Annotated in this window: 14 protein-coding genes; 2 read left to right on the top strand and 12 right to left on the bottom strand. The window is 71.4% G+C overall.

The window, feature by feature from the left end; translation table 11 throughout:
• Nucleotides 1-49 precede the first annotated feature (49 nt).
• From ATK36_RS04780 to ATK36_RS04770, 3 genes are all read right to left on the bottom strand, one after another.
• Nucleotides 50-1,114 (bottom strand): AAA family ATPase, encoded by a 1,065-nt coding sequence (locus ATK36_RS04780; RefSeq protein WP_098509985.1) that lies wholly within the window; start codon nucleotides 1,112-1,114, stop codon nucleotides 50-52.
• Between the two features lie 135 nt (nucleotides 1,115-1,249).
• Entirely contained in the window at nucleotides 1,250-1,798 is a 549-nt protein-coding gene (gene mobA / locus ATK36_RS04775; protein WP_098509984.1) for a molybdenum cofactor guanylyltransferase, read from the bottom strand.
• Entirely contained in the window at nucleotides 1,795-2,007 is a 213-nt protein-coding gene (locus ATK36_RS04770; RefSeq protein WP_141544370.1) for a hypothetical protein, read from the bottom strand. The genes mobA and ATK36_RS04770 overlap by 4 nt, the downstream gene beginning before the upstream one ends.
• A gap of 66 nt (nucleotides 2,008-2,073) precedes the next feature.
• Between ATK36_RS04770 and ATK36_RS04765 the strand changes: the two genes are divergently transcribed.
• Entirely contained in the window at nucleotides 2,074-2,886 is an 813-nt protein-coding gene (locus ATK36_RS04765) for a GNAT family N-acetyltransferase (RefSeq protein ID WP_098509982.1), read from the top strand.
• Here the strand turns inward: ATK36_RS04765 and ATK36_RS04760 are convergent.
• Entirely contained in the window at nucleotides 2,876-4,213 is a 1,338-nt protein-coding gene (locus ATK36_RS04760) for an NlpC/P60 family protein (protein ID WP_170069596.1), read from the bottom strand. The two genes, ATK36_RS04765 and ATK36_RS04760, sit on opposite strands and share 11 nt — an antisense overlap.
• Nucleotides 4,214-4,605: 392 nt before the next feature.
• Between ATK36_RS04760 and acnA the strand changes: the two genes are divergently transcribed.
• On the top strand, nucleotides 4,606-7,416 hold the full coding sequence (gene acnA / locus ATK36_RS04755; RefSeq protein WP_098509981.1) for an aconitate hydratase AcnA: 2,811 nt from the start codon (nucleotides 4,606-4,608) through the stop codon (nucleotides 7,414-7,416).
• An 82-nt stretch (nucleotides 7,417-7,498) separates the two neighbouring features.
• Here acnA and ATK36_RS04750 read toward each other — a convergent pair whose 3' ends face one another.
• From ATK36_RS04750 to egtC, 8 genes are all read right to left on the bottom strand, one after another.
• A complete protein-coding gene (locus tag ATK36_RS04750; RefSeq protein WP_098509980.1) occupies nucleotides 7,499-9,100 on the bottom strand; it encodes a phospholipase C in 1,602 nt (533 codons plus the stop codon).
• A gap of 17 nt (nucleotides 9,101-9,117) precedes the next feature.
• The gene (locus ATK36_RS04745; protein WP_098509979.1) at nucleotides 9,118-10,272 is read right to left on the bottom strand and encodes a Dyp-type peroxidase; all 1,155 of its coding nucleotides are present in this window, start codon (nucleotides 10,270-10,272) and stop codon (nucleotides 9,118-9,120) included.
• Complete coding sequence (locus tag ATK36_RS04740) at nucleotides 10,269-11,402, bottom strand: EfeM/EfeO family lipoprotein (protein ID WP_098509978.1); 1,134 nt, start codon at nucleotides 11,400-11,402, stop codon at nucleotides 10,269-10,271. Before ATK36_RS04740 ends, ATK36_RS04745 begins: the two co-directional genes overlap by 4 nt.
• 108 nt (nucleotides 11,403-11,510) lie before the next feature.
• Entirely contained in the window at nucleotides 11,511-13,145 is a 1,635-nt protein-coding gene (locus ATK36_RS04735; protein WP_245914336.1) for an alpha/beta hydrolase, read from the bottom strand.
• 137 nt (nucleotides 13,146-13,282) lie between these two features.
• Complete coding sequence (locus ATK36_RS34595) at nucleotides 13,283-13,477, bottom strand: nitroreductase/quinone reductase family protein (protein ID WP_425427365.1); 195 nt, start codon at nucleotides 13,475-13,477, stop codon at nucleotides 13,283-13,285.
• Nucleotides 13,414-13,701: a hypothetical protein gene (locus ATK36_RS34590; protein WP_425427353.1), complete on the bottom strand. Its 288-nt coding sequence runs from the start codon at nucleotides 13,699-13,701 to the stop codon at nucleotides 13,414-13,416. Before ATK36_RS34590 ends, ATK36_RS34595 begins: the two co-directional genes overlap by 64 nt.
• 33 nt (nucleotides 13,702-13,734) lie before the next feature.
• On the bottom strand, nucleotides 13,735-14,706 hold the full coding sequence (egtD, locus tag ATK36_RS04725) for an L-histidine N(alpha)-methyltransferase (RefSeq protein WP_098509977.1): 972 nt from the start codon (nucleotides 14,704-14,706) through the stop codon (nucleotides 13,735-13,737).
• Entirely contained in the window at nucleotides 14,703-15,476 is a 774-nt protein-coding gene (egtC, locus tag ATK36_RS04720; RefSeq protein WP_098509976.1) for an ergothioneine biosynthesis protein EgtC, read from the bottom strand. Before egtC ends, egtD begins: the two co-directional genes overlap by 4 nt.
• Nucleotides 15,477-15,480: the final 4 nt, after the last annotated feature.

The raw sequence follows: 15,480 nt of genomic DNA, 5'->3' as shown, positions 1-15,480 counted from the left end.
CGGCGCCCACGACGGGCGCTCGTCGTTCTGGTTCTTCCCGGCCACGCGGCTACCTGACGGGGACGCCCGCGGCCACCGGCCCGGCCCCGCCCTGCGGACGGGCGGACACCTGCGGCAGCGGCACGGTCTGCAGCACGCGGGTGATGATGTGCTCCACCGGCACCGCGTCGGCGAGCGCGTCGTAGGAGAGCACGAGCCGGTGCCGCAGCACGTCCGGCACCACGTCCACCACGTCCTGCGGCAGCACGTAGTCACGGCCGCGGACCAGCGCCAGCGCCCGCGCCCCAGCGATGATGCCGAGGCTCGCGCGCGGCGAGGCACCGTAGGACACCCAGCCCGCGACGTCGGTCAGGCCGTGCTCGTTCGGCGTGCGGGTGGTCAGCACCAGCCGCACCACGTAGTCGACCAGCGCGTGGTGCACGAACACCTGCGAGGCCACGCCCTGCAGGCGGACCAGCTCGGCCGGGCTGAGCACCTCGTGCGGCTCGGGCGGGGTCACGCCCATCCGGTAGACGATCTCGCGCTCCTCCTCGGCGGAGGGGTACTCGACCACGATCTTGAACAGGAACCGGTCGCGCTGCGCCTCCGGCAGCGGGTACACGCCCTCGTTCTCGATCGGGTTCTGGGTGGCCAGCACGAGGAACGGATCCGGCATCGGGAAGGTCTTGCCGCCGATGGACACGTGCCGCTCGGCCATCACCTCCAGCATCGCCGACTGCACCTTCGCCGGGGCCCGGTTGATCTCGTCGGCCAGCACGAAGTTCGCGACGACCGGACCGAGCTCCACGTCGAAGCGCTCCGCGCCCTGCCGGTAGATCCGGGTGCCGAGGATATCCGCGGGCACCAGGTCGGGGGTGAACTGCACCCGGGAGAACGAGCCGCCGACCACCCGCGCGAAGGTCTCCACCGCCAGGGTCTTCGCGACCCCGGGCACGCCTTCCAGCAGCAGGTGGCCCTTGGCCAGCAGCCCGACGAGCATCCGCTCCACCAGCCGGTCCTGCCCGACGATGACGCGCTTGACCTCGAAGACGGTCCGTTCCAGCAGCTGGGCGTCCCGCGCCGGGGTGCCGGGCTGCTGCCCGTTGCCGCCCTCGGCGTAGCCGGGCTCGGTCACTCTTTCCTCCAGTGGTTCTGCTTCCGCGGGCTCGCCCACGACCGTACTGCTTCACGGCGCCGCCGCCGCGCGCGGCACGCACCTCCCGCAGCGGTAGCCAACCCCATCCGCGGTGTGACAGCCGTGAAGCCGGTCTCAGCGGTACCGCGCCCAGTCCTCGGGGGTGTCGATGTCCTCGGCTTCCCCCTGCTCCGCCAGCACTTCGGCGATTCGCAGCCCGCCGAGCGTGCGACGCAGCGACCGGTTCTCCGGCGCCTCGGGCAGGGCGCCACGCAAGGCCGCGGTACGCCACGCGCCGGCGAGCCACTGCCGCTCCCCCGCCGCGTCGAGCAACACCGCGCCGTCCATTTCGCCGGTCAGCGCCGTCCGCAGACGTTCCACTGTGGACTCCCGGATCCCCGGCAGATCCCCGGCCAGCAGCACGGTGACCGGCGCGTCCCCCACCTGCCCGAGTCCCGCGGCGAGCGCGGCCACCGGGCCGGTGCCGGGCACAGGTTCGCGAGTCCAGACCACCCCGGGGTACCCGGGCCGGGCAGGGCCGACCACGACCAGCGGGCGGACTCCGGCCAGCGCCGCGAGCGCCCGCGCGAGCAGCGAGCTGCCGCGCACGACCAGCTCCGGTTTGTCCACTCCGGACATCCGGCGCGCGGCGCCCCCGGCGAGCACGATCCCGGCGACCGTCATGCGGGCCGCACCGCTTCGATCGTGGCGTCGTCGGAGTCGCCCTCGTATGGGCGCAGCCGGTCGGCTGGGACGTCGTACCGCCGCTGCTCGATCCGGTCGACCAGCCGCGCCATCCAGGTCTCCGCAGCGTCCCGCCGGAATCGCAGTACCGCCTCCGGACCGGACACGGCGCTGCCGGTGTCGTCGACTGCTTCGCTCAGCTTCGTCACCACTCCAGCTTGCCGGTTCCGGCAAATCCGCGTGCATCGCGAGCCGCCGCGCATTACGGTGCGCGGGTGCCCGACGCAGCGCGGCTGCTCGCCGCCTACGACCACGAACTGCGCGCCGCGGAACTCACCCGGCCCGAGCCCGGCCTGCAGCTCAGCATGGACGGACCGCTCACCCGGATCACCGGCGGACGGCGCGGGTTCATCGCCGGGCCCCCGGATCTCGGCCTGCACGGCGACGCGCTGGCCACGCTGATCGCCCGGCAATGCGCGTTCTTCACCGGCCGCGGTGAGGAGTTCGAGTGGAAGACCCGCGGCCACGACCGCCCCGCCGACCTGCCCGCGCGGCTCCTGGCCGCGGGTTTCACGGCCGAGCCCACCGAAACCGTGTTCGTCGCGCCGCTCGACGCGGTCACCCCGTCCGCGCCACCGGCCGGCGACGCGCTCGTACGCGAAGCCCACGGCACGGATGACCTGCTCCGCATCGCTTCCCTCACCGCGCACGTCTTCGGCCACGACGAAGCCGCCGTCGCCGCGGACCTGCTCGCTCGGGCACGCGCCGACGACGGCACCACCACCCACGTCGTAGCCGAAGCCGATGGCCGGTTCGTCTCCGCAGCGCGGCTGGAGCTTGTGCCCGGCACGGGCTTCGCCGGTCTCTGGGGCGGCGCGACCCTGCCCGGCTGGCGCGGACGGGGCCTGTACCGCGCCCTGGTCACACATCGCGTGGCGGTCGCGCGCGCTCACGGCGCGCGGTACCTGCTGGTCGACGCACTGCCCCCGAGCCGCCCGATCCTCGAACGGCTGGGTTTCCTCGCGATCACCACGACGACGCCGTACACATACAGTCCAGTACGGAGTGCTCGACAGCTCAGCCGATGAGGCGGGTCGCGTACGGCATGATGCCGCCGTAGCGGACCGGGCTGACCCGTACGTAGGAACCCGACTGTGGCGCCTCGACCATCTGCCCGTTGCCCAGGTACAGCGCGACGTGGTGGATACCGGCCGAGCCGCCCCAGAAGAGCATGTCACCGCGACGCATCTGAGACAGCGGTACGTGGCGACCGGAGTTGTACTGGTAGCCGCTGTAGTGCGACAGGCCCTGTACGCCCGCGAAGGCGTAGATCATCAGGCCCGAGCAGTCGAACCCGATCTTGCGGTAATCGCCGTAGGCGTCCGCCACACCACCGTCGCGGATGCCGCGGGTCGGGCCGCTGCCGCTGCCGCCGCCCCACGCGTACGGGAGACCGAGCTTCGACAACGCCCGCGCGATGACGGCTTCGATCGAGCCTCCGGCCGCAGGCGACGGCCGGCGGACGCCGCTACCCCCGCCACCGTTGTCACCGTTGTCACCGCCGGAGTTGCTGCTGCTCGCGCGCAGCGCCGCCTGCCGCGCGCGCTCCTCGTCCTCACGCTGCTTCTGCGCCACCCAGTCCTGGTAACGCTGACGCTGCCCCTGCAGCCCGCTGACCTTCGCCTGCGCCGCGTACAGCTGCTGCTCGACGCTGTTCTTGTTCGCTTCCAGCTGCGTGTTCTGCGCCGACTGCGCCTGCTGCGCGGACACCGCGGCCGCCTGCGCGGCATCCGCCCCGCCCTTCGCCCGCGTGGCCGCGTCCTGCTTCTGCTGGGCAATCTCCAGCGCTTTGCGCGCGGCCGCGTCCTTATTGGACTTCTCGGTCTGCGCCTGCTGGAGCCGGTCCAGCGCGTTCAGCCGCGAGCCGCCGATGGAGTCGAGCAGCTGGGCACGGGCGAGCAGGTCCTTCGGGCTGTCCGAGGTCAGGTACGCGGAGATGGACCCCACCGTGCTGCCCTGCTCGAAGCTGGCCGCGGCGAACTTCTTCAGGTCCTCGCGGGCCGTCTCGATCGCCCCGGTCGCGGCGTCGGCCTCCCGGCGCGCGGCCTGCGCGTCGTGCTGCGCCTGGCCCGCCGCGTCCTGCGCGGTCTGCAGGTCGACCAGGGCCTTCATCGCCTGTTCCTGCTTCAGCTCGACGTCGTCCTGCAGCGAGCTGAGCTGCTGCTCGGCCTGGGCCAGCTGGTTCGTCAGCTTCCCGACCTCGCCGGCTTTCGCGTTCGCCGCCGCCTTGGAGGAGTCGATCTCGGAGTCGCTCGGGTTCGGCGGCGGGGGCGGCATGGCGAGGCCGGTCCCGGCCGCGCCGTACAGCGCGACGAGCGCGAACGTGCCGACCACGAGACCTCGCCGGATCCGCATGATCCGCCACCTCCGCTGTCCAGAACCACCGGCACCGGGCACACCCGCCGTCACCGCAGTCACACCACTATCACAAGCCTCACCAGGAACTCCCACACCGTAAACACCATTTCCCCAGATCGGGGGACCTTTGCGCGGCGCGTCCGGGGACGGTTCCGGCAGTGCGCCCGGGAGCGTTTCCGGCATGGCGGGCGTCACCCCGCGTGGCGCCTTGAAGGAAATACAGGACGCGCGTACTGTTTAGGCGACGACGAGGTGTGCGCTCCCGCTTCCGGCCCTACCGTGGGAGTGCGCAAGACTCGGCCGGGGCCGGCCCGACGACCCCGGCACACCACCGAACTGACCCGGGGCGGACGCCGCGCAGGCGCGAGCCCCCGCCACTGGAGTTTGAAGTGACTGCATCTGCCAGCAAGGACAGCTTCGGCGCGAAAGACACGCTGAAGGTGGGCGAAAGCTCGTACGAGATCTTCCGCCTCGACAAGGTCGAGGGCTCGCAGCGGCTGCCCTACAGCCTCAAGATCCTGCTCGAGAACCTGCTGCGGACCGAGGACGGCGCGAACATCACCGCCGGGCACATCCGCGCCCTCGGCGGCTGGGACGCCGGCGCCGACCCGTCGGTGGAGATCCAGTTCACCCCCGCGCGCGTGATCATGCAGGACTTCACCGGCGTGCCGTGCGTGGTCGACCTGGCCACCATGCGCGAGGCGGTGACCGACCTCGGCGGCGACCCGGACAAGGTCAACCCGCTGGCCCCGGCCGAGCTGGTCATCGACCACTCGGTGATCATCGACGTGTTCGGCCGCGCGGACGCCTTCGAGCGCAACGTGGAGATCGAGTACGGCCGCAACCGCGAGCGCTACCAGTTCCTGCGCTGGGGCCAGGGCGCCTTCGACGAGTTCAAGGTCGTCCCGCCGGGCACCGGCATCGTGCACCAGGTCAACATCGAGCACCTGGCGCGCACCGTGATGGCCCGGGGCGGCCAGGCCTACCCCGACTCCTGCGTCGGCACCGACTCGCACACCACCATGGTCAACGGCCTGGGCGTGCTGGGCTGGGGCGTCGGCGGCATCGAGGCCGAGGCGGCCATGCTGGGCCAGCCGGTGTCCATGCTGATCCCGCGCGTGGTCGGCTTCAAGCTGACCGGCGAGATCCCGGCCGGGGTGACCGCGACCGACGTCGTGCTCACCATCACCGAGATGCTGCGCCGCCACGGCGTGGTCGGCAAGTTCGTCGAGTTCTACGGCCGGAGCGTCGCCCAGGTGCCGCTGGCCAACCGCGCCACCATCGGCAACATGAGCCCGGAATTCGGCTCCACCGCGGCGATCTTCCCGATCGACGACGAGACCATCCGCTACCTCAAGCTCACCGGCCGCTCGGCCGAGCAGGTTGCCCTGGTCGAGGCGTACGCCAAGGAGCAGGGCCTCTGGCACGACCCGTCCCACGAGGCGACCTACTCCGAGTACCTGGAGCTGGACCTGTCCACGGTCGTCCCGTCGATCGCCGGGCCGAAGCGCCCGCAGGACCGCATCGAGCTGTCCGACGCGAAGTCCTCGTTCCGCAAGTCGGTGCACGACTACGCCGAGGACGAGCTGCCCACCCCGCACACCAATGTGGACGAGACGGTCGAGGAGACCTTCCCGGCCTCCGACCCGGCCGCGCTGTCGTTCAAGGACGAGACCGCGGTGCCGGTGCAGTCCGCGGCCAACGGGGCGACCGGCCGGCCGAGCAAGCCGGTCAAGGTGTCCAGCGCCGACCACGGCGAGTTCATCCTCGACCACGGCGCCGTGGTGATCGCCTCGATCACCTCCTGCACCAACACCTCCAACCCGTCGGTCATGCTCGGCGCGGCGCTGCTCGCGCGCAACGCGGTGGACAAGGGCCTGTCGGTCAAGCCGTGGGTGAAGACCTCGATGGCCCCGGGCTCGCAGGTGGTCACCGACTACTACGAGAAGGCCGGTCTCTGGCCGTACCTGGAGAAGCTGGGCTACCACCTGGTCGGCTACGGCTGCACCACCTGCATCGGCAACTCCGGCCCGCTGCCCGAGGAGATCTCCGCCGCGGTGCAGGAGAACGACCTCACCGTGGTCTCGGTGCTCTCGGGCAACCGGAACTTCGAGGGCCGGATCAACCCGGACGTGAAGATGAACTACCTGGCCTCGCCGCCGCTGGTGATCGCCTACGCGCTGGCCGGCACGATGGACTTCGACTTCGAGCACCAGCCGCTGGGCACCGACCAGCAGGGCAACGACGTGTTCCTGAAGGACCTGTGGCCCTCGGCGCAGGAGATCCAGGAGACCATCGACTCCGCGATCACCCAGGAGATGTTCTCCAAGGACTACGCGGACGTGTTCGACGGCGGCGAGCGCTGGAAGGCACTGCCCACCCCGCAGGGCAAGACTTTCGAGTGGGACGCCGAGAGCACCTACGTGCGCAAGCCTCCGTACTTCGACGGGATGGCCGCCGAGCCCTCGCCGGTCGAGGACATCTCCGGGGCGCGCGTGCTGGCGAAGCTGGGCGACTCGGTCACCACCGACCACATCTCGCCGGCCGGCGCGATCAAGGCCGACTCCCCCGCCGGGCGCTACCTCACCGAGCACGGCATCGAGCGCAAGGACTTCAACTCCTACGGCTCGCGCCGCGGCAACCACGAGGTGATGATCCGCGGGACCTTCGCCAACATCCGGCTGCGCAACCAGCTGCTGGACGACGTGCAGGGCGGCTACACCCGGGACTTCACCCAGGAGGGCGCGCCGCAGGCGTTCATCTACGACGCCGCGCAGAACTACGCCGCCGCGGGCACCCCGCTGGTGGTACTGGGCGGCAAGGAGTACGGCTCCGGCTCGTCGCGTGACTGGGCGGCCAAGGGCACGTCGCTGCTGGGCGTGCGCGCGGTCATCTCCGAGTCGTTCGAGCGGATCCACCGGTCGAACCTGATCGGCATGGGCGTCATCCCGCTGCAGTTCCCGGAGGGCGAGTCGGCCGCTTCGCTGAAGCTGGACGGCACCGAGACGTTCGACATCGCCGGCATCACCGCGCTGAACGAGGGCAGCACCCCGGCCACCGTGCACGTGACCGCCACCAGGACCGACGGCACGAAGGTCGAGTTCGACGCGGTCGTCCGGATCGACACCCCGGGTGAGGCGGACTACTACCGCAACGGCGGCATCCTGCAGTACGTGCTGCGCAAGATGACCCGCTCCTGATTCACCGCGGCCATCAAGCTGTGAAGGGCACCTTCACGGACTCAGCGTCCGTGAAGGTGCCCTTCACAGCGTTTCGGGGGCCTCAGCGCGTGGGGGCGCCGGTGCGGGGGTTCAGCGGCAGGGGTTCGGCGTGGGGGCGGGTGAAGTCGAACATGCCGGTGAGCGGGGCGGCGAGCGCGTCGTAGGAGCCGCCGCCGATCCGGCCCAGCCGCCAGTTGTCCTCGATGAACCGCAGGACCGAGGTCTGGTCGGTCATCGTGTGGTCGACGTGGTTGACCCGGCTGTAGGGCGAGAGCACGAGCAGCGGCAGCCGCGGACCGTATCCGCAGCGGTCGGCCGCCCCGCCGAGGCCGGGCGCCTGCGACGAGCACACCGGGGAATCCTGCGCGCGGTCCCGCGAGCCGTTGACGATCTTCGACGGCACGTGGTCGTACCAGCCGTCGGAATCGTCGTAGGCGAGCACGATCGCGGTCGAGGACCACTGCGGGGACGCCTGGATCCGGTTCACCTGGTCCACCACGAACGCCTGCTCGTCGAGCGGGTCCGAGTAGCCGGCGTGACCGTCCTGATAGGACGGTGCCTTCAGGAAGCTCACCGCGGGCATGGCGCCCGCCTTCAGCGCGTCGTCGAAGTCCGCCACGTCGTACTGGTGATTGGCCTGGTCGGGCTGCCCGATCGCGGCCGGGGAGGACGGCGGCAGGTGCTTCGGATTGGCCGTCGAACGGTAGTACTGGAACGGTTCGTGGTGCGGGCTGTAGTCGACGACGTCCTGCTTGCCGACGTTCGGGTGCTGGGTCCCGCAGACGGCGTACCCGTGCTGCTCGCCGGTGGGCCGGAAGCCGCCCTCGAACCAGCCCCAGGTGATCTTGCGCTGATCGAGCAGATCGCCGACGTTGCGGCCTTGAAACGCGCCGAGGTTGTCGGCCGCGGTGTGGTTCTTGCCGGAGCAGTCGTCGAACGCCGGGTCCGGGTCGGTGATCATGGTGCCGACCCCGTGCGCGTCCGGGGAGGCGGCGGTGTTCGGATCGACCTTCGGCTCCCCGGTCACCGAATCCACCGGCTGCAGGCCGTGGGTCTGGCCGGAGATCAGGTTGATCGCGCCGGGGCTGGACGGGCCGAACACCGTGTCGAACGAGTTGTCGTTCAGCGCGTAGTGCTGCGCGTAATTCCACATCGCGGTGACGGTGTTGCCGTCGAAGTAGTCCATCACCAGGCCGGGCTCGCCGAAGAGCACCGGCTGCCCGGTGCACTTGTCCTTTTCGGTGTGCTCGACGAACTTGTCCATCTTCCCGTCGTGGAAGGCGGCTTGTTCTTTGTTGTAATCGTGCGCCTGGTCGCAGGTGAGCGCCTGGTCGGGACTCAGCCGCTTCGGGTTGTAGGCGTTCGGGTTGTCATGCAGCAGCTGCGGCGTCAGGCCGTTCACGGCCGGGGTGCCCGGCGTGGCGTGGAACGGGGTGCCGTTTTCGTTGGTGGCGTTCGGATATGTGCCGAAGTAGTGGTCGAACGAGATGTTCTCGCCGAAGATCACCACCACGTGCTTGATCGGGGTGGCGGTGCCGAAGCCCTCCGCCGCCACCGCATACGCCGGCCGTTCCGGCGCACTGCTCGCGCACGCCGCGGCCAACGCCGCGGTCGCGGCCAGCGCCACTGCCGTGGTGACGCGCGCTCGCCTGGTCCGGTCCACTGATGACCCCTTTCCGCTCAGCTCAGCAGTGCCCGGCCGTAGTGGTCGGCCGGATCCCGCACGCCGGGGAACAGGTGGAAGTACCCGCCCCCGAACGGCGAGACATAGTCGGTGAGCGGCTCGCCCGCCAGCCGCCGCTGCACGGTCTCGAACTGGCGCTCGGGATCGCGCTGATAGCAGGCGAACACGAGGCCCATGTCGAGGTTGCCGTTGGTGTCCACGCCCCGGTCGTAGTTCACCGACCGGCGCAGGACGCGGTCGCCGTCGGTGCCGGGCGTCCGCGGATTGGCCAGCCGGATGTGGCTGGTCAGCGGGATCACGGTGCCGACCGGATCCTCGCCGTAGCGCGGCGCGTCCTGCTCGGCCGCGCCGTCCAGCGGTGCCCCGGTGTCGCGGCGGCGGCCGATCATGTTCTCCTGCTCGGCCAGCGAGACCCGATCCCAGAACTCGACGAGCATCCGGATCAGCCGGATCACCTGGTAGCTGCCGCCTTCGCCGGTCCACACCAGACTGTCCGCTTCGGACGGTGACGGGTTCGCCGTGCCGTCCTTGAAGCCGAGCAGGTTGCGCGGGGTGCCGGACGGTCGTGGCGGCGAGCTGAACCCGTCGATCTTCCAGCGCAGCTGCATCCCGCCGCGGGTGGCGCGGGCGAGGTCCCGCAGTCCGTGCAGCACGATGTCCGGCTCCGCGGCGTTCAGGACCAGGCTCAGATCACCGTGGCACCACTGCGGATCCAAGGCGTCGTCGGGGAAGGCCGGCATCTGCTTGAGCTTCGGCGGTTTCCGCGCGGCGAGCCCGAACCTTTCGTCGAACAGCGAAGCGCCCGCACCGGCGAGCACGGACACCGCCCCGCCGGGCACCTCCGGACCGAGCACGCCGGAATCCGCCGGTGGCCCGGTGATGCCCAGCGCCGCGGGCGCGCCACCCGCGGTCAGGAACCTCGCCCGCGAGGTGAGCGTGCGCAGCAGCTCGGTCAGCTCCGCGCGGCTCTCCGCGATCACGTCGAACGCGGCCACCACCGAATGCCGCGCCGGTTCGGCGAGCACCCCGGCCTGGCGCGGCCCGTGAAACGGCTGCGCGGCATCGCTCGCCGCTGCGCTGCCGGTGAGCACCGCGAGTCCCGCCCCGGCACCCGCGGTGCCACGGAGGAAGGCGCGCCTGCCCAGCGTCACGAGATCCTCCTCGGCTCGGTGATCGCGGCGATCGGCGCGAGCCGTTCGGTCAGCTCCGCGACGTCTCCGTTGAGGCGCTCCCGCGTTCGGCGGTCCACTGAGGACAGTGACTTGCCCGCGCCGGAGCGGAGATCACGCTCGGTGCGGCCGAGCCAGGCGTCCAGGTCCTTCAGCCCGGGGAACCGGCTGTCCAGCAGCGGGCGCAGCACGTCGAGGACCGCCCGGGTGCCGGTGACCTGGGCGCCCGCGGTCGCCAGGTTCGTACCGCTGCCGTAGTCGGTCCGCCCGGTCAGCTCGAACTGGAGCGTGTTCTCCATGATCTCGTGCGCCCGCAGCCCGAGGTCGTTCTGGTCGATCTGCGCATCGGCGAACGATGCCTGCAGCCGCCGTACGTCCGCATCGAGCCGGTCCGCGACCGGGACCAGCGCTGCGGCGGGTTCACCGTGCCAGAGCCCGTTTTCCAGGCGGTGGAAGCCGGTGAACCCGGGATCGGCCGCACCTTCGGGCAGGCCGTCGGTGGTGCCGTTGATCGCGCCGTCCGCGTCGCCGAACGCGTCGTAGGCGGCGCCGAGCCGCTCGTACGTCAGGTGCGCGGTGAGCCAGGCACGCTCGGCGCCGGACCGGTCCCTCGCGTGTACGGCCTTACGGAGGGCACCGGTCTGGACCACGAGCGTGCCGAGCCCATCGGCGACGTACGCGTGGTACTTCTTGAGCGGTTCGAGCAGGTCAGCATTGGTCACCGGCACCACGGCCGGCCCCGGGCGGTCGGCACCGCCGGTCACCTGCACCGCCGGACCGACGAACGGTGTCCCGTCCTCGGGTGCGCATCGCAGCGCGTACGCCCCGTTGCCGAGATTGACCGGCAACGCCCGGGTGGTGCCGGTGCCGACGCCGTCCAGCTCGCCGAACACGGTGCCGGTCGCCGGATCGACCAGCTCGACCTCCATCGTGACCGCGGCGGCGTTGCGGATTCGCAGCGTCTGCGGGCCTGGCGGCGGCGCGGCCCAGCCCGCGCCGCACGCCGCCCGCGTCACCTCGATCGGATCGGCCTGGGCGGGGGCTTCCGCACAGCCGGAGACGGCGGCGACAAGGGCGGCGGCACCTGCATACCAGACCGTCCACCGCCGCACGTCAACTCCCCTCGGGTGAACAACTGGCGGACACTTTCACGGGTTCGTCCGCACCTGACAAGAGGGGTGTGCCGTTATGCCCGGTTTTCCGTCCGAAGGGCGGGCGGTTCAGGTCCGTTCGGGGGTGCCGAACGGCTGTGTGTCCGGCTGGAAGACCTGGCCGTCCGCGGGCACCTTCAGGTCGATCAGGTAGGCCGCGGCCGCCTCGTCCACCCCCTTCGCGTCGCCGAGGATGCAGTGGCCGAACGCGTCCACCGAGAGCAGCCGCGAGTTGCCCAGCTCGGCGGCCATCCGCCGGCCGAACCGGTACTGGGTGGCCGGGTCGTAGAAATTGCTCACGACGAGCACCGGGGTGGCGGTGTGCGCCTGCCACGGCCCGCGGTACGGGTCGGAGGTCTTCGCCGACGGCCAGGTCGAGCAGGCCGCGATGTCGGTGAACACCTGCCCGCGCCCGAAGGTCGGTGATTCCCGCTCCGCCTTGGCCGCGATCCCCGGCACCTGGTCCGGCCCGATGCCCATCGGCTTGTCCGCGCAGTTCACGCCGTAGTAGGAGTCGTTGGCGGTGTACGGGCTGTCCGGGTGCGTGTCCGCGTGGGTGTTCTGGGCGCGCAGCGCCGCGATGAGGGGCTTCGGGTCCGGATAACGCTGCTTTTGGCTCTGCACGGTCGGGTGCAGCACGTCGTAGGCCTGCTGCAGAACCTGGGCCAGCCTGGGGAATCGGCCCGGCGAGTACAGCGCGCCCGAAGTCGTGTCGGTCAGCGCGCCGAGGTCGAACCGTTCGCCGCCGGACAGGGTGATCGGCTCGCCGCGCAGGTGGTCACGCAGTTCGTCGAACTTCGCCCGCGGGTCGCCCGAGCCGAACGCGCACGCTTTCCCCGCCTGGGCGCAGCGCTTCAGGAAACCGTCCAGGGCGATTTCGAAACCCTGCGCCCGCGCGACGTCGTAGGTCACGCCGTCGTTCGTGCGCAGGTCCGGGTCGACGTTGCCGTCGATGACGATGGCCCGGGTCTGCTGCGGGAACATCGCGGCATAGGTGGCCCCGATCAGCGTGCCGTAGGAGAAGCCGGCGAAGCTCAGCTGCTTGTCCCCCACCGCGGCGCGCAGCTTGTCGAGATCTCGCACGACGTCCCGGGTGGACATGTGGTCGAGCAACGTGCCCGCGTTGCGGCGGCAGAACTGGCCGTAGTCGCGGAAGGACGCCATGGCAGCGGAGATCTCCGCGCGGGAGATCGGGACCGAGATCTGCCCGAGCTTCACGTCGTGGGCGTCCTCGGCGGTGGTGAAGCAGCGCAACGGGTTGCTGGCGCCGACCCCGCGCGGGTCGAACCCGATCAGGTCGAAGCGGTCCAGCACCTGCGGCTGGAAGTACTTGTCACCACGTTTGGGCATGCCCAGGCCGGACCCGCCGGGACCGCCCGGGTTGAGGAACAGCGACCCGATCCGCTGCCCCGGCACCTTCGCGGCCCGCTTCATGAGCGCCAGGTCGATCGTGCCCAGCGAGGCGTCGTCGTGGTCGATCGGCACCCGGTACCGCGCGCAGCTGTACAGCTGCGCCTGGTCGGCAGGTACCCCGGCGAGTTCGGCCTTGGTGCACGCGCCCCAGTTCACCGCGGCGGTACTGCCGGTCGCGGCCGCCCGCACCCCGCTGCCCGGTGCCGCCGCCGCGGTCCCGGTGACCGCGGCCGCTGTCACCGCCAGCGCTGCGACCAGCGTCCCGATCCGCGCTGTTCTGCCTGCTCTCACATCGACCTCCTCGCCGCGCGTCGTGGACCGGCCACGACGCGTCACCCGATCGAGGCTCGCACAAAGCGGCCAATCCGGGCACCGGTCGAAAGGAGGGATCCCACCCGCGCGGCCCCGTCATCGCGCGGGGCACGAGGTCATTGCCGGGTCAGCACGAAGCTCGGCAGCACCCGGCCCGCGGCCGCGCGTTCCATCGCGTAGCCGGGCCAGAATTCGAGCAGCCCGGCCCACATCCGGTCGTACTCCTCGCCGTCGAGCTCGCGGGCTTTCACCGCCACCGCCCGGCCGCGCAGGGCGACCGTCGCGTCCGGCGTGGCGCGGAGGTTGCGGATCCACGCCGGATGCCGCCGGCGGCCCAGTTCGAGCCGGTCAGCACGAAATCCCGGCCCTGCGGGAAGTACAGCAGGTTCGTGCTGCGGGGCAGGCCGCTGGTGGTCAGCCGCAGGGACGGCAGACCGGCGAGCCCGACCAGGCTCGCCCGTCCGCCCGTCCGCCCGTCCGCCGGACCACCGGTAAGGCGCCGATCGGTCGCGATGATCAGGTGTGCGGCGGCCACCACCCGAGCCTGCGGGCGAGGGACGCCAGGGGGTTACGCACGCACCGATCTTGCCAAACTCACCCCGAACCGCCGCTGCGAGTCGGTCCAGCGGCGGACCACCGCGAATCCGGCGGCGGCCAGCTCCGCGGCGATCCCGTCCGGCCGGAATTTCGCCGACACCTCGGTACGGATGTGCTCACCCGCGGCGAACTCGACGACCAGCCCGGCACCGGGGATGCGCACGGTGGTGTCCCGCTGCGCGCGCAGCCGCATCTCGATCCACTCCTGCCCGGCGTCCCACTGCGCGACGTGGTCGAACGCGTCCGGATCGAAGTCCGCACCCAGGTGCGCGTTGATCACCCGCAGCACGTTGCGGTTGAACGCCGCGGTCACCCCGGCCGCGTCGTCGTAGGCGCGCTCCAGCGTTTCGGGCTCCTTCACCAGGTCCGTGCCGAGCAGCAGCCACTCCTCCTCGGCCAGCACCTCCCGCACCGAGTGCAGGAACGCGGCGCGCTCGGCGGGCAGGAAGTTGCCGATCGTGCCGCCGAGGAAGGCCACCACCCGGGGCGCGCTGCCGGGCAGCAGCCGCAGGTGCCGGGTGAAGTCGCCGACCACACCACGCACGTCCAGCCCCGGATAGTCCGCCGAGATCGCAGCGGTCGCCTCGGCGAGCGCGGATTCCGACACGTCCATCGGCACGAACGCCTCCAGCGTGCCGTGCGCGGTCAGCGCGCCCAGCAGCAGCCGGGTCTTCTCACTCGATCCGGAACCCAGCTCGACGAGGGTGCGTGCCCCGGTCAGCCCGGCGATCTCCGCCGCCCGCGCGGCGAGCACCTCGCGTTCGCTGCGGGTCGGGTAATACTCCGGCAGCGCGGTGATCTTCTCGAACAGCGCGCTGCCCTCGGCGTCGTAGAACCACTTGGGCGGCAACCACTTCTGCTCGGCGGTGAGGCCGGCCCGCACGTCCGCGCACAGCTCGGCGGCCACGTCCGTGCGGTGGGTCTGCAGGTCCGCTTCGGTCATCGGAGGGGACTCCGTTCCAGTGACGGGGATTCGAGGAGAAGAATGTCGACGCCGTCCGCGGTGATCCGCACGGCGTGCTGGTCGGGCACGGCCTGCCAGGCCGGGCCCGGGTCGACGGGCTCGGAGGCCAGCAGCACCCCGGACCCGGTGCGCCGCCAGGACAGGGCATGCGACCACGCGGTGCCGACGAGCATTTCGCCATCGGTGAGCAGGAAGTTCAGCCGCGAGCCCGGTGCGGCCGCGACCACCTCCCCGACGAGCGCTCGCACCGCGGCCAGCGGCTCCTCGCCCGCGCGCAACCGTGCTCGCAACAAGGCCCACAGCAGAGCCGAATCGGTGGGCGCCTCCAGCGTGAGCAATTCGGTCACGTCGAGCCGGCCGGCGAGCCCGGCCATCGACTTCGGCCAGCCGCGCACCACGCCGTTGTGGCTGAACAACCAGCGGTCCGCGGCGAACGGCGCCGCCGCCGCCTCGGTGACCGGCATCCCGGTGGTGCCGTTGCGCACCGCGGCGACGAACGCCGTGCTCCGCACCGAAGCGGCCAGCGCCGGCGCCGCGTCGTCCGTCCACAATGGCTCCCGGCGGCGGTAGCGCAGCGGCGGGGCGCCCGGCTCCGGGTACCAGCCGAGGCCGAAGCCGTCGGCGTTCACCGACCCGCCCCCGCGCATGTCGCACGGCGCGTACGACTGCACCAGCAATGAATGCGGGGCGGTGAACACCGGCTCGGCAGGCGAGCCGGGCTCGCCCAGATACGCGAGGTGACGGCACATACCG

Source organism: Amycolatopsis sulphurea (assembly GCF_002564045.1).
Lineage (GTDB): Bacteria > Actinomycetota > Actinomycetes > Mycobacteriales > Pseudonocardiaceae > Amycolatopsis > Amycolatopsis sulphurea.
The sequence above is the reverse complement of the archived record's forward strand: the minus strand, read 5'-3'. Positions and strand labels throughout refer to the sequence as shown.